The sequence below is a fragment of the Thalassotalea euphylliae genome, from assembly GCF_042682785.1.
Lineage (GTDB): Bacteria > Pseudomonadota > Gammaproteobacteria > Enterobacterales > Alteromonadaceae > Thalassotalea_F > Thalassotalea_F euphylliae.
Genome location: NZ_JBHUIB010000002.1, coordinates 108,279 through 131,116, shown reverse-complemented (window position 1 = coordinate 131,116; position 22,838 = coordinate 108,279). Strand labels below are relative to the sequence as shown.

Annotated in this window: 17 protein-coding genes; 8 read left to right on the top strand and 9 right to left on the bottom strand. The window is 41.9% G+C overall.

Annotated features, from left to right (window positions below):
- Genes ligA through smc form a run of 3 tightly spaced genes read right to left on the bottom strand, consistent with a single transcriptional unit; the run spans position 1 to position 6,665 of the window.
- Complete coding sequence (ligA, locus tag ACFSJY_RS06670) at positions 1 to 2,034, bottom strand: NAD-dependent DNA ligase LigA (protein ID WP_386032479.1); 2,034 nt, start codon at positions 2,032 to 2,034, stop codon at positions 1 to 3.
- Positions 2,035 to 2,084: 50 nt separating this feature from the next.
- Positions 2,085 to 3,131, bottom strand: a complete 1,047-nt coding sequence (gene zipA / locus ACFSJY_RS06665) for a cell division protein ZipA (protein ID WP_386032706.1) — start codon at positions 3,129 to 3,131, stop codon at positions 2,085 to 2,087.
- Between the two features lie 12 nt (positions 3,132 to 3,143).
- Positions 3,144 to 6,665 (bottom strand): chromosome segregation protein SMC, encoded by a 3,522-nt coding sequence (gene smc, locus ACFSJY_RS06660; protein WP_386032477.1) that lies wholly within the window; start codon positions 6,663 to 6,665, stop codon positions 3,144 to 3,146.
- A 140-nt stretch (positions 6,666 to 6,805) separates the two neighbouring features.
- Between smc and cysZ the strand changes: the two genes are divergently transcribed.
- The 3 genes from cysZ (at position 6,806) to ACFSJY_RS06645 (ending at position 9,520) form a co-directional block, all read left to right on the top strand.
- The gene (gene cysZ / locus ACFSJY_RS06655; protein WP_386032475.1) at positions 6,806 to 7,561 is read left to right on the top strand and encodes a sulfate transporter CysZ; all 756 of its coding nucleotides are present in this window, start codon (positions 6,806 to 6,808) and stop codon (positions 7,559 to 7,561) included.
- Positions 7,562 to 7,649: 88 nt separating this feature from the next.
- Positions 7,650 to 8,480 (top strand): hypothetical protein, encoded by an 831-nt coding sequence (locus ACFSJY_RS06650; RefSeq protein WP_386032473.1) that lies wholly within the window; start codon positions 7,650 to 7,652, stop codon positions 8,478 to 8,480.
- A 239-nt stretch (positions 8,481 to 8,719) separates the two neighbouring features.
- A complete protein-coding gene (locus ACFSJY_RS06645; RefSeq protein ID WP_386032471.1) occupies positions 8,720 to 9,520 on the top strand; it encodes a tetratricopeptide repeat protein in 801 nt (266 codons plus the stop codon).
- Positions 9,521 to 9,580: 60 nt separating this feature from the next.
- Here ACFSJY_RS06645 and ACFSJY_RS06640 read toward each other — a convergent pair whose 3' ends face one another.
- Positions 9,581 to 11,425, bottom strand: coding sequence for a M1 family metallopeptidase (locus tag ACFSJY_RS06640; protein WP_386032468.1), 1,845 nt, complete (start codon positions 11,423 to 11,425; stop codon positions 9,581 to 9,583).
- 99 nt (positions 11,426 to 11,524) lie between these two features.
- Complete coding sequence (locus ACFSJY_RS06635) at positions 11,525 to 12,400, bottom strand: flagellar protein MotY (RefSeq protein ID WP_386032466.1); 876 nt, start codon at positions 12,398 to 12,400, stop codon at positions 11,525 to 11,527.
- A gap of 171 nt (positions 12,401 to 12,571) precedes the next feature.
- On the opposite strand from ACFSJY_RS06635, the gene rnt reads away from it, so the two are divergent.
- A complete protein-coding gene (rnt, locus tag ACFSJY_RS06630; RefSeq protein WP_386032464.1) occupies positions 12,572 to 13,234 on the top strand; it encodes a ribonuclease T in 663 nt (220 codons plus the stop codon).
- 86 nt (positions 13,235 to 13,320) lie between these two features.
- Here the strand turns inward: rnt and ACFSJY_RS06625 are convergent, their stop codons facing one another.
- Both ACFSJY_RS06625 and ACFSJY_RS06620 read right to left on the bottom strand, forming a co-directional pair.
- A complete protein-coding gene (locus ACFSJY_RS06625) occupies positions 13,321 to 13,926 on the bottom strand; it encodes a peroxiredoxin (protein WP_386032462.1) in 606 nt (201 codons plus the stop codon).
- Positions 13,927 to 14,035: 109 nt separating this feature from the next.
- Positions 14,036 to 14,374, bottom strand: a complete 339-nt coding sequence (locus ACFSJY_RS06620) for a Grx4 family monothiol glutaredoxin (protein ID WP_386032459.1) — start codon at positions 14,372 to 14,374, stop codon at positions 14,036 to 14,038.
- 270 nt (positions 14,375 to 14,644) lie between these two features.
- Here ACFSJY_RS06620 and ACFSJY_RS06615 point away from each other — a divergent pair, with 270 nt between their 5' ends.
- Positions 14,645 to 15,226 carry a Fe-Mn family superoxide dismutase gene (locus tag ACFSJY_RS06615; protein ID WP_386032457.1) on the top strand — a complete coding sequence of 194 codons (582 nt, stop codon included), beginning with the start codon at positions 14,645 to 14,647 and terminating at the stop codon, positions 15,224 to 15,226.
- A gap of 73 nt (positions 15,227 to 15,299) precedes the next feature.
- Here the strand turns inward: ACFSJY_RS06615 and ACFSJY_RS06610 are convergent, their stop codons facing one another.
- Positions 15,300 to 16,715 carry a GAF domain-containing sensor histidine kinase gene (locus ACFSJY_RS06610; RefSeq protein ID WP_386032455.1) on the bottom strand — a complete coding sequence of 472 codons (1,416 nt, stop codon included), beginning with the start codon at positions 16,713 to 16,715 and terminating at the stop codon, positions 15,300 to 15,302.
- Positions 16,716 to 16,985: 270 nt separating this feature from the next.
- Between ACFSJY_RS06610 and ACFSJY_RS06605 the strand changes: the two genes are divergently transcribed.
- The 3 genes from ACFSJY_RS06605 to ACFSJY_RS06595 are packed head-to-tail and all read left to right on the top strand — an operon-like array spanning position 16,986 to position 21,767.
- On the top strand, positions 16,986 to 18,920 hold the full coding sequence (locus tag ACFSJY_RS06605) for a PrkA family serine protein kinase (RefSeq protein WP_386032452.1): 1,935 nt from the start codon (positions 16,986 to 16,988) through the stop codon (positions 18,918 to 18,920).
- A gap of 30 nt (positions 18,921 to 18,950) precedes the next feature.
- Positions 18,951 to 20,231 carry a YeaH/YhbH family protein gene (locus ACFSJY_RS06600; protein ID WP_386032449.1) on the top strand — a complete coding sequence of 427 codons (1,281 nt, stop codon included), beginning with the start codon at positions 18,951 to 18,953 and terminating at the stop codon, positions 20,229 to 20,231.
- Between the two features lie 12 nt (positions 20,232 to 20,243).
- Entirely contained in the window at positions 20,244 to 21,767 is a 1,524-nt protein-coding gene (locus ACFSJY_RS06595; RefSeq protein ID WP_386032446.1) for a SpoVR family protein, read from the top strand.
- Positions 21,768 to 21,885: 118 nt separating this feature from the next.
- On the opposite strand, the gene ACFSJY_RS06590 is transcribed toward ACFSJY_RS06595, so the two are convergent.
- Positions 21,886 to 22,710, bottom strand: coding sequence for a tetratricopeptide repeat protein (locus ACFSJY_RS06590; RefSeq protein ID WP_386032444.1), 825 nt, complete (start codon positions 22,708 to 22,710; stop codon positions 21,886 to 21,888).
- Positions 22,711 to 22,838: the final 128 nt, after the last annotated feature.

The following is a 22,838-nucleotide window of genomic DNA, read 5'->3' as shown; positions in this document are numbered from 1 at the left end:
CTATACCCCATGCTCTGCAAACAAAGTTACTAATTCATCCTCTGTCATCACCTGTACACCAAGTTCTTGCGCTTTAGTTAATTTGGAACCCGCTTTTTCACCCGCCACTAACACGCTTGTTTTGGCTGATACGCTACCAGAGACTTTCGCCCCTAAATTTTGTAGCTTTGTTTTGGCTTCACTTCGCCCCATCTGGCTTAGTGTGCCAGTTAATACATAAGTTTGTTCTAATAGTGGCTGCTCAGCTTCGTCTTTTACATCAATTTCAGGCCAATGAAGGCCAGCAGCAAGCAGCGCTTCCACGACTTCTTGGTTATTCTCCTGAGCAAAAAAGGTCACGATATTTTTAGCAACTACAGCACCTACGTCTGGCACCTCCTGCAACGATTCAGCCGAAGCGGTTCGAATAGCATCAAGCGTTAAATAATGCTGTGCTAAATTACCTGCGGTCGCCTCACCGACTTCTCGAATACCCAACGCATAAATAAAGCGAGGCAGTGTTGTATGTTTAGCCTCATCAAGCGCTTTTACCAACTTCTCTGCTGATTTTTTTCCCATCCTGTCTAAGCTACTAATTTGTAGCTCACTTAACGTAAATAAATCAGCCGGCGACTCAATCAGTTTTTCATCAACCATTAGCTCTACAAGCTTGTCGCCCAAACCATCAACATCTAATGCTTTTCGAGAAGCAAAGTGCTTTATGGCCTCTTTACGTTGAGCCCCGCACACCAAGCCACCTGTGCATCGAACTACCGCTTCACCTTCTTGACGAGCAACTGCAGAATCACATACCGGGCAAGTCGTCGGAAATGCAATGTCTTTTGCATCGTCAGGACGACGGTCCTGCACAACACTCACCACTTGCGGAATAACATCACCGGCTCGGCGAATAATGACTGTGTCGCCTACTTTAATGCCTAAACGGTTAATCTCGTCTTGATTGTGCAGTGTTGCGTTACTCACGGTCACACCACCAACAAAAACAGGTTTTAATCTAGCCACAGGGGTAATTGCCCCAGTACGCCCTACCTGAAACTCGACGTCTTCTAATATAGTAAGCTCTTCTTGCGCCGGAAATTTGTACGCCGTGGCCCACCGAGGTGCACGAGCAACAAAACCCAACTGGTCTTGAAGTGATACGTCATCGACCTTCAATACGGTACCGTCAATCTCATAACTGAGTGAATCACGGCGCGATAAAATATCTTGATAAAAAGCTTGGCATTCTGAGGCTGAATTTAACAACCGTACCTCTGGGCACATAGGCAGACCAAGTGTTTTTAGTTGCACTAAACGCTGGTAATGTGAGTTAGCTAACCAGCTCTGCCCCTCGTTACTGACATAGCCGAGACCATAAGCGTAGAATGCCAAATTACGTTTTGCCGTTATTTTAGAGTCTAACTGACGTAAACTACCGGCCGCCGCGTTGCGCGGATTAGCAAACGTTTTCTCACCCTTCTTAACAGCCGCTTCGTTAATTTTTTCAAATGACGCTTTGGGCATAAATACCTCGCCGCGTACCTCAAGCACATCAGGGTAACCTTCGCCCATTAATTTCAAAGGAATAGATTTAATCGTACGAATATTTTCTGTGATGTTTTCCCCCGTTGTACCATCTCCTCGAGTTGCTGCCTGAACAAGAATACCTTGCTCATAACGTAAACTGACAGCTAAGCCATCAAGTTTCGGCTCTGCTGAAAGCGCAAAATCTCGCGACGTTTTTAATCGGTCCTGAATACGCTTAATAAATGCTTGCCATTCTTCCTCTGAAAACACGTTGTCCAATGACAACATTGGTAACTGATGCGTAACCTGAGAAAATGCAGCCAATGCTTCACCGCCCACTTTTTGGCTGGGCGAATCTATTGTTTTTAATTCGGGGAATTCGGCTTCAATTGCATTGAGCTCCCGCATTAAGCGGTCATATTCTGCATCCGGTACACTCGGGTTATCGAGCACATAGTATTCGTGATTGTATTGACGAATTTGCGAGACAATTTTCTCTAGTTGTTGTTTGGCGGTAGTAGACGACATAAGTTTATTCTTTTCTATGTGTGAAAAAGCCTCCAACTGGAGGCTTTGCGTTAGGCGTTTGCGATTCTGCTTTTCCGTTCATATTCGCGGATACGCCCAACATAGTGTTGTTCGGTTTGTTTAGTCATTACACTGCGCTTGTCATCAAGCACTTGTGCATTAAACTCTTGAGCAAGTTGTTTTGCCGCAGCTAGCATTTGCTCAAACACTTCAAACGCATCACCAGCATTTGGCATCGTCATAAATAGACTAACACCTTGCGTTGTGAAGTTTTCCATATTATCAAGATCAAATGTGCCAGGGTTCATCATATTCGCAAGGCTAAAGGTGACCTTACCATTGCCAGCATTGTCTTGATGACGGTGAAATATGTCCATATCACCAAACTTCATACCTAAAGTGAGCAAGCTTGGAAGCAGTGCTGCGCCTGACATCACTTGACCTTGTGACATCACGACGGACAAAACAAGCACCTCTGTTTCAAGCTCTGTTTTTTTAAGTGCGGGTTCGCTGTCGGCCCCACCAATGCTAGGCTCTTTACGCTGCTCTGACATTAAATCAAAGTCCAACTCAATTTGGTTTTTCTTTAACGAGTCTTTTTTAGCTTTCTTACTTTTTGCCGCATTGACTTGCGACTTTGGTTTTGCGTGAATAACAGGCTCGTCATATAGCGGTTTTTCTTCAACAACAGGCGCTTCAACAGGCACATCCGCTGGTGGCATGGGTGGTTGTTCTGTTGACAAAGCCTCAGATACAGGCTCTGGCATAGGTTCAGAAGTCAACTCTAAGTCACAAGGCAGTGGCTCATCATTAAATGTAGGTGCAGGAGCCGGCTGATCAGGGATTTCATTTTCTTCTGGCGGATTATCAATTTCCCCAGTCAGTGCTGTAGGCTTTATTACACGAGGCTCACTTACACCGTCCTGATCAAAGCCAGAGCTATCAAAATCACGTGTCAACGGTTCAACTTTGGAGTTGCTGGTTTTTAATTTATATGGATTTTTGTTTTTTCTTATTGTCCACAAGCCGTGAATAAAAATTGCGGCTATTACAAGTGCACTGATAATTATAAGAGCGTTTCTAAAGTTATCTTCCATCATCAAGCCTGTTTATGATACTTCTGCCATGGTAATTGCTTCATCAATATCTACAGAGACTAGTCGAGACACACCAGGTTCCCGCATAGTTACCCCTGTAAGATGAGATGCCATTTCCATCGCTATTTTGTTATGACTGATATAAATAAACTGTACGGTTTTCGACATCTCTTGCACCAAATTACAGAAGCGCTCTACGTTCGCGTCATCTAGCGGCGCATCAACTTCATCAAGCATACAAAATGGCGCTGGTGTTAACCTAAAAATAGCGAAAACCAGTGACAATGCTGTCAGTGCTTTCTCCCCACCCGATAGCAAGTGAATAGTGCTATTTTTCTTACCTGGCGGCTGAGCCATAATGCTCACCCCTGTCTCCAGTAAGTCATTGTCTGTCAATGATAGATAAGCACTTCCGCCACCAAATACTTTAGGAAAAAGTGTCGAAAAATCGTGATTTATTCTATCGAAAGTCGCTTTAAATTGTTTACGACTTTCCTTATCAATTTTTTCTATAGCTGATTCTAACGTGGCTAACGCCTGAGATAAATCCTCTATTTGTAAATCAATTTGATTTTTTCGCGCTTCTTGCACCTGAAACTCGTCAATTGCCGCTAAATTAACCAACCCTAATGCTTGTAGTTCTTTTTGAGTGACTTTTAATTGCTTTTTGAAGTGACTGACACCTTTATTGGTATGTTCAATCAACATAGGGGTAATGCCTGTACCCTCGAGTTCATCGAGCTCCTTTTGAAGGCTTGAGGCTTCAAAGCGGTACTGTTCTAACTTTATTGTCAACGCTTGCATATTCGCCGACATATCTTGTAAGTCTTGTTCTAACTGGTCCGTATACGTTTGATTGACCTGCTTTGCCGACTTAACTTCTGAGACTTCATCTTTGATAGACAGGATAGTGAAATTGAGTGATGCCGTTTCCGATCCAAGCTTTGCTATGTCTTTTTCAAATTTGCTGGCATCTGCTAAAGCACCTAGCTCATGACTGTATTCATTTCTCTGCTTCAAGAGCTCAAGTTGTTTCTCTTCCTCATGCTGAATTTGCAGCTGTGTTTGATGCACACTCATTTGGATATGATTTAGCTGTGAATGCACTTGTTGCGCCTCAAAGCGTTTATCGTTGAGATCAGATTGTTTCTTTTGTGCAGACTGCTGTAATTGACTCACTTCCAGCTGATATCTTTCAAGGCGCTCCAACAGCGTAGCATCGTCGTCGATATCCGCGTTGACACCTCCACTACCCACACCACCTGAGGATAGATGACCAGAAGCTACAGCTAATTCAGCTAGTTGTGCATTTGCGTCTTGAACTGATGAAAAAATATGTGCAATTTCTGTTTGAAGCTTATGCTGTTTCTGTTGCCGTTGTTCACTTTCTGATTCAGCAAGATTAATTTGTCGACCAAGCGAGTCAATATGCACATGCAGCCGCTCTATATCGCTATCGAGTGACGCTTGTTTTGCAACCAATATCTCTTCCTTTTCTTTCGCTTTGGTTAGTTCGTTGACTAAAAGACCAAATTCCGCAGTGTCTGCCTCTAGCTTTGACTTGGTTGCCAACACATTGGTCGTTTGTTCGCGCCCTTTTTTACAAATGCTGGCCCCCAAAAACTCCGTACCATCACGCGTTAAAATGGTGATATGTGAGGCTGCGGCCTTACGCATTTCAACTGCTTGTTCTGTATTTTCAGCAAGCTGCACATATTGAAACCATTCAGGCAAACCGATAGATGAGTGGCAAACGCTGGCAAGAGTCTGTTGATTTACCTTTTGCACGTCCTGCCGCTGTATGCGTGTGTAATCAATCATCCAAAAAGGTTGTTCCGGTATATTATCGGCAACACTTTCAACAACAAATGCGTCTAACCACGCTCCTAAGTAACTAATAACAGCGTCTTGCCAATCTGGCTCTACTTCAATGTAATCGAGCAGCTTTCCTTTAATTATTTGCTTATTTTTTTCTACCCAAGGTGCCACATTCTGCTGCCAGGGGGTGCTTTCAACTAGTTGATTATTTAGCGACTCGAGCTGGACTTCACGTTTAGCCAACTTCAGTTCTTGATGACGGATTTGATCACGTTGCGCCTTTAATTCGTTCAACAATGCATGCCGTTTTTGTAATAGCCCTTGAAGTTCATTTTCATTCTGGGTAAGTGTTTGCTGAGCACTGTCAGTGTTATGTATTTCCTGCTCGGATAATTCTGCTAACTCAGCCTCAGTTTTTGACAGGACATCGTTTAGCTGGCTGACTTTCGCTTCCAACGAAGCTTGTTTTGCAATGTGTTCAGACTCAATTTTCAAGCGAGCTTTGTCGCGTTTTTGCTGTTCAGCAAAACGCTGTTGGAGCTCTGCCAAAGCACGTTGCTTCTCATCAAGTGCTGTTGCCGTGCCTTTGTAGTTTGCCTGCATCAAGGTCAACTCATCATTCAATTTGTTCAACAGCAATTGTTGTTCTTTTAACGTGGACTGATGTTTTTCGGCATTGAGAACTAGCTCATTCAATCGCGCGTCAACAGTATCTTCTTGTTGTGCGATATGATTAAGTTTTTCTTGGAGTTTTTTATGTCGTTGCAGTGTAAAAGTATGCGTTTGTTTGAGCTCGTTTAACGTCTGCTGTTTACTGAATAGTGTTTGCTGAGCCGACTCTTGTTCTTTGAACGCATCCTCTAATCTGACATCAAGATTACTATTGTTCGCTTTTGCCTCAATCAATAGCTGCCGCTGTTCTACTTGAAAATTACCCAGGTCCTTTAACTCTGCCTTGATATTGGCAATGTGTTGTTCATTTGTATGCAAACCAAGCAGAGCAACTTGTGTTTTCAAGGACCTTTCTTGCGCTTTCAAAGACTTATAGTGCTGTGCCTCAGCAGCCTGTTTAGATAACACATTAATATGCACCGCAATTTCTTGGCTAATATCTTGAAGGCGAGCCAAATTTTCTTTCGTTTGTTTTATCTTGAGTTCAGTTTCTCTGCGACGTTCTTTGTATTTAGACACTCCCGCAGCTTCTTCCACAAAAACACGTAATTCTTGCGGTTTTGATTCTATCAAACGGGAGATCATTCCTTGTTCAATGATCGCATAACTACGAGGGCCAAGACCTGTACCGAGAAACACATCAGTAATATCTTTTCGTCGGCAACGACTGCCATTAAGAAAATAGTGATTAGTACCGTCGCGCTGCAATGCTCTTTTTACTGAGATTTCCGTTCGTTTGGCTAATTCGCCCACTAAATGAAAAGCGTTATGGTCATTTTGCTGGCTGTTATCAAACAATAACTCAACACTTGCTTGCCCTACAGGCTTTCTGTTGGTGGAGCCATTGAAGATAACGTCAGACATGGCATCACCACGCAGGTTCTTTGCAGAGCTCTCACCCAGCACCCATCTGACAGCATCAATAATATTGGATTTCCCGCAACCATTTGGGCCAACAATGGCTGTCATCTGGTGAGGAAAAGGCACCTTTGTCACGTCAACAAACGATTTAAAGCCTGCTAATTTTATATGCTTTAGCCGCATCTGTGCCTTGAAGAAGTTATTATTATCATTTTAATCTATCAAAAGCTGACGCAATTTGTAACATCGAAATGCGCTATAAGTCTTGGAATCAAAGCGTTTAATCATATAATCAGCACATTGACTAAAAAGTAGAAATATCAATGCAAAATCAGCAACAAAAAATGCAGGCCAAAACAGGAGCAGGATACTTTTTCAAGGGTTTTGACCTCATCAATACCCGAGGGCTAAGGCGATTCGTTTTGATACCCCTTTTCATAAACCTCATCATTTTTGGTGTCGCATTTTATTGGCTATTCGGCCAGATCGAACATTATATTGCGCAAGCCCTGTCTATTGTGCCGGATTGGTTATCTTGGATTGAATACTTTTTATGGCCATTCGCCATAGTCACCGTACTCATTGGCTTCTCTTTTATATTTAGCGCAGCAGCCAACTGGATAGCAGCGCCTTTTAATGGCTTGCTATCAGAGAAAGTTGAAGACTTATTAACCGGCAGAGTCACTACCGGCGGCAGCTTGAAAGACATTGTCAATGATGTGCCACGTACCTTAAGTCGAGAATGGTGCAAACTAAAGTATTACATTCCTCGTGCTATTGGTTTCTTTATTATCATGTGGTTTATTCCAGTAATTGGCCAAGTGATTTGGTTTTTATTCGTTGCATGGATGATGGCCGTGCAATATCTCGATTACCCATTCGATAACCATAAAGTGAATTTCAATGTGATGCGTGATGAGCTCAATTCACGAAAATCCCAAAGTTATAGCTTTGGGATCGCAACAGCATTGTTTTCAATGGTGCCTATTGTGAATTTGATTGTTATGCCCGTCGCTATATGTGGAGCGACAGCGCTTTGGGTAGATCGATATAAACACGGTGTATTAGCAGGAAAATAGCCGCCTTTTCAAGGATTTTGCTTAAAACAGTTGACCACGTAAACACTAACTTTTACAGTGTTGAAAAAGTTATGGAGTATCTTTTTACATGAACGCGAAAATCACAACGGCTGTTGCCCTTATTGCACTGATGCATACACCCTCGGCAATTGCGCAATCAACTGACCCTGTCACATCCGAAAATACAGAAACTGTTGAATCAACAGAGTCTATGGATACGCAAGTTGAGGTATTGCAAGAAAACGAGTTCGGTGAAGCGACCGATAGTGCCGTTGAAGAAGCGTTAGAAGACATTGTAATCGATACTGACATTGACTCAGCAGACCAAGCACTCAGTGATGAGACGCTCATCGAAGAACAAGCTATAGAAGATGTCTATAGCGAAGATGTTGTGATTGACGAAGTCATTACAGAAGAGCAAGCAACAAACGAGTCTATCGACGATAACTTTATGCATGCAGATGAATTAAATGCTGTTGATACCACTGACGTCGAAGATGGCCCTACAGACATTTACGCTGAAGACACGCAAGACCAGCTATCAGACTTAGACAGCACTATTGACTCTCTATCTGGCGAAGAAAGCTTGGCTAGTGGTTTTGAATCAGCGTTTGACGCGTACAACTTTGAACGCCCTATTCCGATGGAAGGCGATGTTGTGTTACCAATTTTAGACGATGCAAAAGTATTTGCAGAGTTCATCGATGGCTACCCAGCAATCGTCAATTACTATACCTATGCTTCTGAAGACGATGTTATTGCTTTTTACTCCGGCAACTATGGTGAGCCTATTGAGCAAGAGAGAAAGCGAGGCCGATTAACCGTGACATATTATCTTGATGAAATATCCACTCGCGTTGTGATTTCTGAGCAAGACAACTATCGTCAAGTGGATGTCATTCAAGAAGGTTTTATGTAATAACGCCCATTGACATTAGTCACATAAAAAAGCGCCTGTTGGCGCTTTTTTTATGCCCTGCTCCACTCATTTCCCGTCCAATAAGACATTAAAAACAAGAATATAAAATAATATCAGCTGATATTAGACTTTATTAACTGCAATTTTTTATCACTTTGCCAACACTGACACTGGTTGGTTCAACTAACACTGATTCAACATTCACGATGACTGTCTCACAAACATCTCAAGGAGAAGTGATGAAAACAACGAAAATAATCACACTGTGCTTAGCCGTTTTTTTGTTTACTGGAAAATCATTTGCAACGGACAAAATTTCAGCTTGCCAAACAGATACATGTAAAACCCTTTTCAAACACTATTCTGGTGCCGCCAAACGAGGGCATACTGAAGCAATGACCGCGTTAGGTCAGTTTTATCAGGCAGGATACGGCACCGATAAAAACCTACAAAAGGCCATGTATTATTTAAAAAAAGCAGCCCGAAGAGGCAGCGCAGCAGCGGCATATAAAGTCGGGCTACTTTATTTTAGTGAGCCAAGTATTAAAGATTTAGAAAAAGGAAAAAGGTTTTTACAGCAGGCTTCTAGCGGTGACTTCAAGGATTCAAATTTCTTGCTTGGAATAGCCTATCTGAGCCGAACTTTCGGTATACATGACACTCAGGAGGCTGACTTTTACCTCGCTAAAGCATACAAAGACAAACATATAGGGTTACCGGATGTACTCAACCTGATCACCGAATCACAAGAAATAACGAGTAATTCATTTCCTCAACTTTATAAAGCAATGAAAAAAGCGCCTATGCTTAAGGTGGGAGATCGATATCAATATTGGCCAAAAGATGAAACCGAAGTTATCACTATTACATCCCCTCCTATCGAAGAAGTGCTCGTCAACAACTTAGTCTTTTTCAGAGAACGTTCAAAAAGTCTTGGCTCTAGACTTCCCAATACGGAGTGCAAGAATCAGTTCGGATGTTATAAAACGTATTCATTAGAAAGCTTCTACAATGACTTCCCTTTCATAATATTTAGATAACAAAGCGCAAAAAGCCGCTAACGCGGCTTTTTTTGTGTCCATAACTCACTATTTAAAGCGTTACTTTAAAATACTATCTACCGTACCCTGGGCCAGCGGGTGATAACCAGGGCGAGCCACTTGATACACTTTTTTCGCCCACGCTTTACCCTCTGGAGATTCTGCAAGCGCCTTATAAAGAGGAACAATCAGCTTACGTCGGCCAATACCTACAAGGTATTTTTCCATTGCTGGGTACACTGCCTTATAGCCAGTTCTTAGTGCAAGTAAGTACCATGCATGTGCTTTCTCAGCATTCGTGCTGGTAGTTAAGCCAAAGGTATTATCCAACTCAACCATCTTTTCTTGGCCAATGTTAAGCGGTAAGTTGTTAATAAAGTGAAGCCATTGGTGCACAGTCCACTCTTCCGTTGAAAGTGCTGACAGTGGTAACTGGTCGCCAATATAGTCGGCTATTTGTTGGTCAATGACTTTGAAAGCGTCTGATTTAGGACGTGGTACGAAGCTCGGCAAACCTTGCTCAAAAATCCACTCGTGAATTTCTTCCTCACTCACAATACCAGGGTGCTTGTTTAATAGTTCAGCCTTGATATATTTCACAAATGCATCAGTACCGAGCGATTGAAAAGCGTGATCATCGAAATGCTTACGAATAAAAGCGTCGAAAATTTCTCGCCCGTACTTCTGTTCAAGATAAATAAGAAACAGCTGGCCTTTGGTGTATGGCACACCAGAGAATGCATCATCTGGATCACGACCTGCTAAATCAATATACAGCTGTGTGTCACCCGGATTTAACTCGGCAATTTCATAGCTTAACCCTTGCGCATCTAATGACTGTTCCATTAAGGCTCGTTTACGCCCAAATACACGCTCCATAATGCGGTTTTCAACATAGGTGGTAAACCCTTCGTTAAGCCACAAATCTCGCCATGTTTCATTAGTGACTAAATTACCTGACCATGAGTGGGCTAATTCATGCGCAATGAGATTCACTAGACTTTTATCCCCAGCAATGACGGTTGGTGTAATAAACGATAAACGTGGGTTCTCCATACCACCAAATGGAAAGCTAGGCGGTAAAACAAGCAAGTCGTAACGCCCCCACCGATAAGGGCCATACATTTCTTCGGTAACATCAATCATGGCTTGAGTGTCATTGAATTCAGCCACCGCTGCATCAACAAGGCTTGGTTCTGCATAAATACCGGTAATATCGCTCATCGGCTTAAAGACCAAATCCCCTGCTGCTATAGCAATCAGATATGCAGGCACAGGCTGTGGCATATCAAAGAAGTAGTCGCCGTCGCGCTTTGTTTCAGGATCATTATTCGCACTCATTACGGCCAATACATTGTCTGGCGTTGAAATACGCGCACTGTATGTCATTCGCACGCTCGGCGTATCTTGCGTTGGAATCCATGAGCGAGCATGAATGGCCTGGTTTTGGCTGAACATGAAAGGTAATTTCTTACCGGCGGTTTGTTCTGGTGTTAGCCACTGCAATCCAGATGCTTTGTCTGTAGATTCGTAATACACACGCACCTTGTCAGCTTTGACGACCGAATTTATCGTCAACTTACTACCCAGCACACCGTCACGTGTAGCTAGTTTAAAAGGCGCATTCAACCAATTGCCACCCGCTTTCTTAGTCATGACACGATGAACAACAAGGTCACGTGTATCCAGAATAATGGGTGCATTGTTTTTAACTAGCCAAGTTAAATCCATTTCAGCAAACCCTTTAAGGGCCTTGCCTTCAAAATCTATGGCTAAATCGAGGTAGGTATGTGTAATAACAACGTCGTTATAGTTAGCATAAGTGTAAACATCTTTGTTTTTAGCACTTGCTTGAGCAACAAATAGCTGTGCTACGACAAGTAATCCCAACACTATTTTTTTCATTTATTTCTCTTGGGCAAAAAAATATGGCTGTAGATTAAACAAAATCGACAGCCATATTCAAGATTAATCAGGTCTTACAAGCCCTTACTTGTAATCGTTTTAGTACTCTTGTGGTTTTTCCATCTGAATCACCACGCGTCTATTTTTACCTCGACCTAGCGTTGTATCATTTGAGGCAATGTGACGCTTTTCACCATAACCGGTCGCCTCTATACGCTCAGGTGCGATACCAGCGTTAACAAAAAACTCACGAATCTTATTGGCACGACGCTCTGACAATTTTAAGTTGTTCCAACGGCCGCCGTAACTATCTGAGTATGCGTCGATTAGTACTAACTCTAAATCAGTATCTAGCTTTAAGTAGTCACTGATCATGCGCATGCGGCGCTCTGATGCTTTGGTGAACTTGTCACTGTTAGACTCGTAATTTAAAACCGTATATGAAATATCTTCGATACCATAGTCAAGAAGGTTACCTACACAGCCTACGAATTCATGGTAAGCACGCTTAAATCTAGCGTTGGATAAACCAACCGCTATTTTATCTCGATCGTTGTACCAATCATTGTAGAAAAACGTTGGTGACATCCCCTGCTCTAACTCAGTCAGCATAGTCCAAGCAACTTTTTTGTTAAGGCTTGGTGCAAACTGTTTATGCAGTTTCATATCAGCAATAGTGTAGTCGTTCATGCCTGGTCGATATTTAGGTGCTACAGAGCGAACTTCTGCCAACGAATAATTATCTGGTAGCCGGAGCATATCCAACTCAAACATCATATTCGTGCGGCGACTGGCAGTACTAGTGAACTTTGCTTCACCGTAATTAGGAATAACATGCGACAACGTGCAGTTTAGGCGCGTATTTTCAGAAACAGTCCATTGAGAATTTTCCAAATTAGCACTGTACTGACGAATACCTGCGCTGGCATGACTCATCAATACGGTACAAAATAATGCTGATAGGAGTTTTTTCATAAATCAGTGCAATATGGAAAAAGTGTTCTCTACTTATCGACCCGAAAACAGGTTTCTTTAGTTCAATTTACTCTTTTTTCTTTCAATAAGCTAACCTGACCGCATTCCAGTCGAGTTTACTTTAAAAGTTTGCGATAATTGGCCACCAAATTGTATTGAACAGAAGTTGTTATGTCTGTAGAAGCGACGCCTTCCGCCACCCATGAAGAAAAGTCAGCCTTTGCCCAACGTTTCCGTGGTTACTTTCCGGTAGTTATTGATGTTGAAACTGCAGGGTTTAATTCAAAAACCGACGCACTACTCGAAATAGCTGCCGTTACACTTGCACTGAACGAAGAAACTGGCGAATTCGAAGCAGACGAGGAAATTTGTTTTAACATAGAACCCTTCGAAGGTGCGAATTTGGAACCTTCAGCACTTGCGTTCACAGGTATTGATCCAACTCACCCGTTACGCGGCAATGTTGATGAATCTCACGCGCTCAAAGAAATATTCAAAATGGTGCGAAAAAAAATGAAAGCAGCAGGCTGTCAACGAGCGGTGATGGTGGCCCACAATGCTGCATTTGATCAAGGTTTTTTGAACGCAGCAGTAGAGCGTTGTAACATAAAGCGCAGTCCATTCCACCCTTTTGTCAGCTTTGATACAACGACGCTTTCAGGCCTCGCTTACGGCCAAACTGTGTTGGCTAAAGCTTGCGAGGCAGCTAACATCGAATTTGATAACAAAGAAGCACATTCTGCATTGTATGACACGCAAAAAACAGCAGAGTTGTTCTGTAAAATTGTGAATACATGGAAGCAACTTGGCGGCTGGCCGATGGCTGAGAAATAGTTTTACGCCATTGTCTTTACTATTAATGAGCACATAAAAAAGCCGGCATAAGCCGGCTTTATTAGTTAGTTAATCCGATAGTCAGATTATAAACCTTCTGAGTTGTCAGCTAGGTAAGATGCAACACCTTCTGGAGAAGCTGTCATACCTTTGTCACCTTTATTCCAACCAGCTGGGCAAACTTCACCGTGCTCCGAGTGGAACTGAAGTGCGTCAACCATACGTAGCATTTCGTCAACGTTACGGCCTAGTGGTAAGTCATTGATTACTTGATGGCGTACCATACCTTCTTCATCAATTAGGAAAGAACCACGGAAAGCTACACCAGCTTCTGGGTGCTCTACGTCGTATGCTTGACAGATTTCGTGTTTAACGTCAGCAACTAGTGTGTATTGTACTGGGCCAATACCACCTTCGTTAACTGGCGTGTTACGCCATGCGTTGTGGCTGAATTGGGAGTCGATAGAAACACCGATAACTTCAACACCACGGCTCTTGAACTCTTCCATACGGTGGTCAAATGCAATTAGCTCTGATGGGCAAACAAATGTAAAGTCTAATGGATAGAAAAATACAACCGCTTTCTTACCTTTGATTGCTTCTGATAATGTGAAGGTATCAACAATTTCACCACTACCTAAAACAGCTGCGGCAGTAAAGTCTGGTGCAGGACGACCAACTAATACACTCATTTTATTCTCCAATATTTTATTAAGTGTTAACGCGTATAAACTGCGCGTTAAAGAAAATTCACATCACTAGTATTGTGCTGCAAAAAAATTTTTCAATGCTTATATACGATTATTCGCTTTCTTCAGAGCTGTGCTTTTCAGCAGTTTCTTTCAATAGCGTTTGTAATTCGCCTTGTTGGAACATTTCTAGAATAATGTCACAACCGCCAATTAACTCACCTTCAACCCATAACTGTGGGAATGTTGGCCAATCAGCGTAAACTGGCAGTTCTGCACGAATATCAGGGTTCTGTAAAATATCTACGTACGCGAACTTTTCACCACAAGACATTAATGCTTGCGACGCCTGCGCAGAGAAACCACAGCTTGGCAGTTTAGGAGAACCTTTCATGTAAAGTAAAATCGGGTTTCCATCAATCTGCTCTTTAATTCGTTCAATAGTTTCCATAATAACCTCTGGTGATAACAACTCTATGACACTGTTTAATATGGGCCATGCAAGCTAATTTCAACGTACTATATAAAACAAAACAATATCATCTATTTTATAGCGTTAAAGCCTTGATAATAACGCTAGCAATACCTATATATTTGGGTACACTATGCATGGCTTCAAAAACTTGAGTATTTTACTCGGTTTTTCATAAAAACAAAGCACCTATTGGGCTTTGTTTAAGAATAAAATTTTCTAATCAATATAAAATTTCTGGAGATAAAAATGGCTATTGAATTACCAGCTCTACCATATGCAATGGATGCTTTAGCGCCACACATTTCACAAGAAACGTTAGAGTTCCATTACGGTAAGCACCACAACACATACGTTGTAAAGCTTAACGGTTTAATCGAAGGTACTGACTTCGAAGGTAAGTCTTTAGAAGACATCGTAAAATCTTCAGAAGGTGGTGTATTTAACAACGCAGCACAAATTTGGAACCACACGTTCTACTGGAATAGCTTAAGCCCTAACGGTGGTGGTGCTCCTTCTGGTGCACTTGCTGACGCTATCAACGCTAAATTTGGTTCGTTTGACGAGTTCAAAGCAGCTTTTAATGACAAAGCAGTAAACAATTTCGGTTCAAGCTGGACATGGTTAGTAAAAACTGCTGACGGTTCTTTAGACATCGTAAACACGTCAAACGCAGCAACACCGCTTACAGAAGAAGGTGTTACTCCGCTAATGACTGTAGATTTATGGGAACACGCATACTACATCGATTACCGTAACTTGCGTCCTAGCTACATGGAAGCATTCTGGGCACTAATCAACTGGGAATTTGCATCAGCAAACTTCGCATAATTTGACATTAATGCCTATTAAAAAGCCAGCTTAAAGCTGGCTTTTTTGTGCGTATCTTATTAAACCTGCATTATTAAATGCCGATAGGAATTTTGATTTCAAATCGCACCCCTACTGGTGATGGCTTTAAATGAATTGTGCCATTGAGTACATTGGCAAGTAGGTTATATACGGTTGTGAGGCCTAGTCCCATATTTTTATGTTTTAAGCTCGTGGTGTAGAAAGGATCGAACAATTTATTTGCCTGATCTTCCTGAACACCTTTGCCGTTGTCTTGAATATTAAGCACAACATGATTGTCGACGAGACTAGTAGTAATATGAATACAGCCTCGTTCAATGTCTTTAAAGCCATGAATAATGGCGTTATCAATGAGTTGAAAAAGCACCTGCCACAGGCTTTCTTTGTCACAACATATATCAATATCCGCTGACTCAATAACGAGTTCGTGACTCTTAAGAGTGCTTACCAAAGCGTTTTTCATCGACGTCAAAAACACACTGAGATTAAAGTGCTCACGCTGCGCATCCATTTTATCAGCTTGCACTTTTTTGAACTGATTTAGCAGCTCGTCCGCTTTATCTAATGCCCTGCGATTAAAAGCAACCAACGTGCTTAACTCCTCTGCAGAACTTTCAAAGACTCGCCTAGACAGTTTGCCTGTATCAAACAGCTTAACAAGCTGTTCTAATTTTTCTTGGGCCGTACTAATTGACATTAACGCAGTGCCGATAGGCGTACTTATTTCGTGGGCAAAGCCACTCAATAGCGCATTCGCCGTTACGCTCTTTTCTATACCTAACTTGGCAATATGTTTTTCTTCTTGTCGTTCAATTAATAATGCTAATTCTTCGTTAGCTTTGCTAAGTGCTGCCGTCCTCTCATCAACAGTTTGGCTTAACAAGCGATTAGCATCCATCAACTGCTGACGGTTAAGGTGGTTATCGAAGACAACTGCCGCGAGGTTGGCACTGACTTCAATAAATTTAAGATCTTCTTCGGTAGGCGCTTTAGGGTAGGCGTAATATATCGCAAAGGTTCCAAATACTTGTCCTTCACGACCAATTATCGGCTCTGACCAACATGCATGCAGGCCTGCACTGTGGGCAAGTTCTTTGTACTGAACCCAATAAGGATGGGTGCCAATATCTTCGACGATAGTGCGCTTTTTGGTGAATGCCGATGTACCACATGAACCGACACCTAGGCCGATTTCTACCCCTTCTAAAGCATCACAATAAAATTGAGGAAGCGATACTGAAGCGATAGGATGTAAAGTCCCCTTTGCACTATCTAGCCGTAACACAGAGCAAAGCAATTCAGGGTTGTACAGTTGTGCTTTTTGGCACAGCAGCGCTAAAACAGCTTCTAGTGACTCGCCACTAGCAACTAAGCGCAATACCTCACACCGCCCCTCTTCTAGCTCAATTGCCTTTTGCCAGTACCCCGCATCTTTTTCCACCGGATTGAATTGCAACGACGTTGACATAACCTCATGTTCTACACAGTCAAACACACCTGACTATTTTTATAGCAATATCACAGCGGAATAGCTACACATCGGTTAATTTAACAACAAATGTCAAAGCAGAGCGAAAAGAAGCAGCTTGTACATTGGTCTACTTTCTCCGTTGTTTTTATTTACAAAAAAGTGAACTTTTTTCCTAGTAAATAAGAAATAACTACTAAACTTAAAGATAGAAACGGCGTTTTCTCGGTCTACTTCTATATACCCTTATCTTCAGTTTGGGAGGCGGTTATGAGTATTTTTCAACATTATCAGTCACGCTACGAACAAGCTCAGCAGGAAGAGTTCTCTCTACAAGAGTTTTTAAACCTTTGTCGCGAAGACAAAATGGCCTACGCCAGCGCTGCGGAGCGCTTGCTCACGGCTATTGGCGAACCACAAATGATAGACACGGCGAACGATCCAACGCTGAGTCGAATATTCTCCAACCGCGTCATAGCACGTTACCCAGCGTTTGAAGACTTTTTCGGGATGGAAGACGCAATCGAGCAAATTGTCTCCTATTTAAAACACGCTGCCCAGGGGCTAGAAGAGCAGAAGCAGATTTTATATCTACTTGGCCCTGTTGGCGGGGGGAAATCTTCATTAGCGGAAAAGTTAAAAGCATTAATGCAACAAGAACCCATCTATGTTCTTAGTGCCAATGGCGAACGAAGCCCAGTAAATGATCACCCGTTTTGTCTGTTTAACCCTGCGGCAGACGGTAAAATCTTGCAAGAGGAATACAACATCCCTGCAAGATACTTAAATACCATACTATCACCATGGGCCGCCAAGCGTTTACATGAATTCAAAGGTGACATCGCACAATTTAAAGTGGTTAAAGTGTACCCTTCTATTCTAGACCAAATTGCCATTGCTAAAACTGAACCGGGTGACGATAACAATCAAGATATCTCGTCACTGGTGGGTAAGGTTGATATTCGTCAACTTGAACACTTTGCGCAAGATGACCCTGATGCCTACAGCTACTCGGGCGCACTGTGCCGTGCGAACCAAGGGGTTATGGAATTTGTCGAAATGTTTAAAGCTCCCATCAAAGTGTTGCATCCCCTGCTAACAGCCACGCAAGAAGGTAATTACAATCCAACAGAAGGTCTATCTGCTTTACCGTTTAACGGCATGATATTAGCTCACTCGAACGAATCTGAGTGGCAAACCTTTAGAAACAACAAAAACAACGAAGCATTTTTAGATCGCGTTTACATAGTGAAAGTACCTTACTGTATGCGTGTATCAGAAGAAGTGAAAATCTACAAAAAACTACTTGAGCACAGTGAACTTAAAGAAGCGCAATGTGCACCTGACACGCTAGAGACTTTGGCACAATTTTCAGTATTGTCACGCCTAAAAGACCCTGAAAACTCTAGCATTTACTCCAAAATGCGCGTCTATGACGGTGAAAGCCTGAAAGACACAGATCCAAAAGCTAAGTCGTATCAAGAATACCGAGACTACGCAGGTGTTGACGAAGGAATGTCGGGTTTGTCTACACGTTTTGCATTTAAGATTCTGTCTCGTGTATTCAATTTCGATCATATGGAAGTGGCGGCTAACCCCGTGCATTTGTTCTATGTGTTAGAGCAACAAGTTGAACGGGAGCAACTACCCAAAGAAATGCAGGACCGCTACTTAGAGTTTATCAAAGGGTATTTAACACCACAGTATATCGAGTTTATTGGTAAAGAAATTCAAACAGCGTATTTAGAATCGTACTCTGAATACGGACAAAATATTTTCGACCGTTATGTAACATATGCCGATTTTTGGATTCAAGACCAAGAATACAGAGACTCAGAAACCGGGCAGTTATTTGACCGTGAAGCATTAAATAACGAACTGGAGAAAATTGAGAAGCCAGCAGGCATCAGCAACCCGAAAGACTTCCGCAATGAAATCGTCAATTTCGTGCTGCGTGCAAAAGCCAACAATAACGGCAAAAACCCCAACTGGACTAGCTATGAGAAGTTACGCACAGTGATCGAGAAAAAGATGTTTTCGAATACCGAGGACTTGCTGCCAGTCATCTCATTCAACACAAAAACATCGACGGAAGACCAACAAAAACATGATGACTTTGTCGAACGAATGATGACTAAAGGGTACACCAAAAAACAAGTACGTTTGTTGTCTGAGTGGTACCTTCGCGTCAGAAAATCTTCTTAAACCAAGTGACTAGGCTTTAGGAGATGTTGTATGGCCAACTTTATAGATAGAAGATTAAACAGTAAAAACAAAAGCACGGTAAATCGCCAGCGTTTTATTCGTCGGTACAAGAGCCAAATCAAAAAATCGGTGTCCGAAGCGATAAATAAACGTGGTGTCACCGACTTGGAGAGTGGTGAAAATATTACCATTCCCAAGAAAGATCTGAGTGAACCGATATTTCATCAAGGCAGTGGTGGTATTAAAGATCGTGTACATCCCGGCAATGACCAATTCACTGAGGGTGATCGTATCAATCGCCCTCCACAGGGCGGTGCTGGTCAAGGCAGTGGACAAGGCGATGCAAGTGATAAGGGTGAAGGTCAAGACGACTTCGTATTTTCAATTTCAAAGGACGAGTATCTCGACCTTTTATTCGAAGATTTAGCACTGCCCAATTTAGAAAAAACACAACTTGATAAACTTGTAGAATTCAAAACCGTCCGAAGTGGATTTTGCGCAGAAGGTGTGCCGGCAAATATCGATATCGTAAAATCTTTAGAAGGATCTATAGCCCGTCGCATTGCTATGACATCAAGTAAACGCCGTCAACTGAAAGAGAAAAATGATGCATTAGAAGCGTTAGAAAATGATCCTCACGACCACCCTAACGAACTCAAAGAACTAAAGGCTGATATAAAAGCGTTGGAAGAAAAAATCAGCAAAGTTCCTTTTATTGACACATTTGATTTACGCTATCGAAATTATGCAAAAGAGGCGGTGCCAACATCAAAAGCCGTTATGTTTTGCCTCATGGATGTTTCAGGATCGATGGATCAAGCGACAAAAGATATCGCTAAGCGCTTCTACATTCTGTTATACCTATTTTTGACGCGCACATACAAAGAAATTGACGTCGTCTATATTCGCCACCACACACAAGCTAAAGAGGTCGATGAGCAAGAGTTTTTCTACTCCCAAGAAACAGGTGGGACAATCGCTTCAAGTGCGTTAGAGCTCATGATTAAGGTTATTGAAGACCGATACAGCAGCAACGATTGGAACATATATGGTGCTCAAGCCTCTGACGGTGATAATTGGGCTGACGACTCTCCATTATGCAAGAAGCTTCTACTAGAGAAAATATTGCCAAGATCGCGCTACTTTAGCTACATCGAAATAACCCAACGCGCCCATCAAACACTGTGGCATCAATACCAGGAGGTCGCTAATCAATGTGGCTACTTCGCAATGCGCCATATCAAGAGTGTTGAAGATATTTACCCTGTTTTCCGAGAACTTTTCAAAAAAGAAGAAAAATCTGCGGCGTAGAAAGGAGTTGCTATGAGTAAAACCCGTAAACCGTTAGATGATAGTCCAGATTGGACCTTTGAAAAACTAGAGCAATATCAGGCTGAAATTGCCCGTGTTGCAGAGCATTACAAACTCGACACCTACCCCAATCAAATTGAAGTCATCACTGCCGAACAAATGATGGATGCCTATGCAAGCGTCGGCATGCCAATTGGATATAACCACTGGACATACGGCAAAAAATTTATCCAAACAGAACAAACTTATAAACGCGGGCAAATGGGTTTAGCGTATGAAATTGTGATTAATTCTGAGCCCTGTATTTCTTACCTTATGGAAGAAAACACCATGACCATGCAGGCATTGGTGATGGCGCACGCTTGCTACGGACACAATTCCTTTTTCAAAGGTAACTACTTATTTAAATCATGGACAGACGCTAGTTCCATCATCGATTATTTGTTGTTTGCAAAACAATACATCGCAAAATGTGAACACAAATACGGCATCGATGAAGTTGAAGCGACGTTAGATGCCTGTCATGCGCTAATGAATCATGGTGTAGATCGATATAAACGCCCGCAGAAAATATCGCTCGATGAAGAATTGAAAAGACAGGAAGAACGAGAGCAATACCTGCAATCGCAAGTGAATACCCTGTGGCGTACTTTACCAACCCCAAAAGAATCAACGCAAAAAAACAGAGTGAAATTTCCCAAAGAGCCTCAAGAGAACATTTTGTACTTTATTGAAAAGAATGCGCCATTATTAAAACCTTGGCAGCGGGAAATTGTGCGTATTGTCCGTAAAATATCTCAATACTTTTACCCACAAAAACAAACCCAAGTGATGAACGAGGGATGGGCTTGTTTTTGGCATTACACCATATTGAATCATCTTTATGACGAGGGCTTGGTTACGGACAAGTTCATGATGGAGTTTTTACACAGCCACACCAATGTTGTTGCTCAGCCAGAGTACAACAGTCCTTATTACTCGGGCATTAACCCGTATGCACTGGGTTTCAATATGTTTATGGATATCAGGCGTATTTGTGAGACCCCAACAGATGAAGACAAAGCGTGGTTTCCCGAAATTGCAGGTAAAGACTGGCTAGAAACGGTGCATTTCGCCATGGAAAACTTCAAAGATGAAAGCTTCATCAGCCAGTTTTTGTCCCCAAAAATAATTAGGGATTTTAAGCTGTTTCACATCCATGACGATGAAAGCAATAACTACCTAGAAGTTGAAGCCATACACAATGACTCTGGCTATCAAGATATTCGCACCGCATTGTCCGACCAATACAATCTGAGCAACCTGGAAGCGAATATACAGATAGTTGAAGCCGATATTGATGGTGATCGCTCATTAACGTTACGCCATGTGCCTCACAATAAAGTGCCTTTAGCAGAATCGAAAGATGAAGTATTAAAGCACCTGCACTATTTGTGGGGCTTCGATGTCAAACTAACCACTATAGATAAGCAAGGTGAAGAAAGGGAAATTGCGCGCTGTCCTCAGTTGAAAGTATCAGCGAAAGAAACTGCTTAGGTAGATAAAACGTTCGCTTTTAAACCACATAAAAGCCAGCAAAGCATGCAAGTGAACTATCAACTTGTATGCTCACATAAACTCTCGAATATACAAACCAATTTGTGTTGGGATTTATTTATCCACTACCTTCGAAAATATCTGAAAGAAATACCAAATAGAACTCGAAAGAATCGTCAATTTGCATTCGGATAGAACAAGATTGACGCTCTGTACACGTTTTGCCTTTAAATCGAGTGCCTGTTGACTTAATGGGTTTTCTAAATGCCATTAACTGTTCATTAAACATGTCTTCCAGTGGCGGTGATGTAATAGTAATAACTTCCATTTCGTCCTTTGGCCATTCCAAAACACCTTGCTGGTTTTTAACCAAAGCAACAACTTCTTGAGCTTTCGTAAGCTCTGGAAATGTAGCAGAGTCTATTGGCATCTCAGTTTCAATATACGCGATAGCTTCCGGCACTTGTTTGTGTTTTTGCTCATAGGCCATCGCTAAATATTGGTCAACTTTCTTCAAGTCGCGTCGTTGATAGCGCTTATCAAAGTAAAGGATAGAAAGTAAGAAATTTGCATTTTTATCTTTGTAATATGCGGCTCGAGATAAGTACTTAATGCTTTTATCAATATCATAATGCTCATCACTAGTCATATAGATATAACCAGCGTGCAATTGCGCTGCTGTAAAACCAGCTTTTGCCGCTTTTTTAAAATATTTCAGGGCTAATTTTTCGTTAGCTTCAACACCGTAACCATTTTTGTAAAATTGGCCCAAGGTTAACATTGCTAGTGGATGCCCCCTCTTAGCCGCGATTTTATACTGCTTGAAATATTGTTTACAGGAATCCGAATTGCATTGCTCTATTTTCTCGGTTTTGGCAGTAGCCATTACCTTTGATGTAAATCCGAGGGTTATCACCGTAATAAGTAGTAATAACATTTTCATATCGTACGTCCCTTAATGGTGGTCACTGTGAACAGTCTAGGGATACATATGAAATTTAGGGATTAATATTTTCTAATATCTTCCATTGGCCGATGTACTAAGGAGTTAATGATATAAAAGATCTGATG

Coding starts and splice junctions, on each gene's coding strand:
- cysZ (WP_386032475.1), top strand. CDS start 6,806: ATGCAAAATCAGCAACAAAAAATGCAGGCCAAAACAGGAGCAGGATAC.
- ACFSJY_RS06590 (WP_386032444.1), bottom strand. CDS start 22,710: ATGAAAATGTTATTACTACTTATTACGGTGATAACCCTCGGATTTACA.
- ACFSJY_RS06605 (WP_386032452.1), top strand. CDS start 16,986: ATGAGTATTTTTCAACATTATCAGTCACGCTACGAACAAGCTCAGCAG.
- ligA (WP_386032479.1), bottom strand. CDS start 2,034: ATGTCGTCTACTACCGCCAAACAACAACTAGAGAAAATTGTCTCGCAA.
- ACFSJY_RS06610 (WP_386032455.1), bottom strand. CDS start 16,715: ATGTCAACGTCGTTGCAATTCAATCCGGTGGAAAAAGATGCGGGGTAC.
- ACFSJY_RS06650 (WP_386032473.1), top strand. CDS start 7,650: ATGAACGCGAAAATCACAACGGCTGTTGCCCTTATTGCACTGATGCAT.
- ACFSJY_RS06615 (WP_386032457.1), top strand. CDS start 14,645: ATGGCTATTGAATTACCAGCTCTACCATATGCAATGGATGCTTTAGCG.
- ACFSJY_RS06645 (WP_386032471.1), top strand. CDS start 8,720: ATGAAAACAACGAAAATAATCACACTGTGCTTAGCCGTTTTTTTGTTT.
- rnt (WP_386032464.1), top strand. CDS start 12,572: ATGTCTGTAGAAGCGACGCCTTCCGCCACCCATGAAGAAAAGTCAGCC.
- ACFSJY_RS06600 (WP_386032449.1), top strand. CDS start 18,951: ATGGCCAACTTTATAGATAGAAGATTAAACAGTAAAAACAAAAGCACG.
- zipA (WP_386032706.1), bottom strand. CDS start 3,131: ATGGAAGATAACTTTAGAAACGCTCTTATAATTATCAGTGCACTTGTA.
- smc (WP_386032477.1), bottom strand. CDS start 6,665: ATGCGGCTAAAGCATATAAAATTAGCAGGCTTTAAATCGTTTGTTGAC.
- ACFSJY_RS06625 (WP_386032462.1), bottom strand. CDS start 13,926: ATGAGTGTATTAGTTGGTCGTCCTGCACCAGACTTTACTGCCGCAGCT.
- ACFSJY_RS06640 (WP_386032468.1), bottom strand. CDS start 11,425: ATGAAAAAAATAGTGTTGGGATTACTTGTCGTAGCACAGCTATTTGTT.
- ACFSJY_RS06595 (WP_386032446.1), top strand. CDS start 20,244: ATGAGTAAAACCCGTAAACCGTTAGATGATAGTCCAGATTGGACCTTT.
- ACFSJY_RS06635 (WP_386032466.1), bottom strand. CDS start 12,400: ATGAAAAAACTCCTATCAGCATTATTTTGTACCGTATTGATGAGTCAT.
- ACFSJY_RS06620 (WP_386032459.1), bottom strand. CDS start 14,374: ATGGAAACTATTGAACGAATTAAAGAGCAGATTGATGGAAACCCGATT.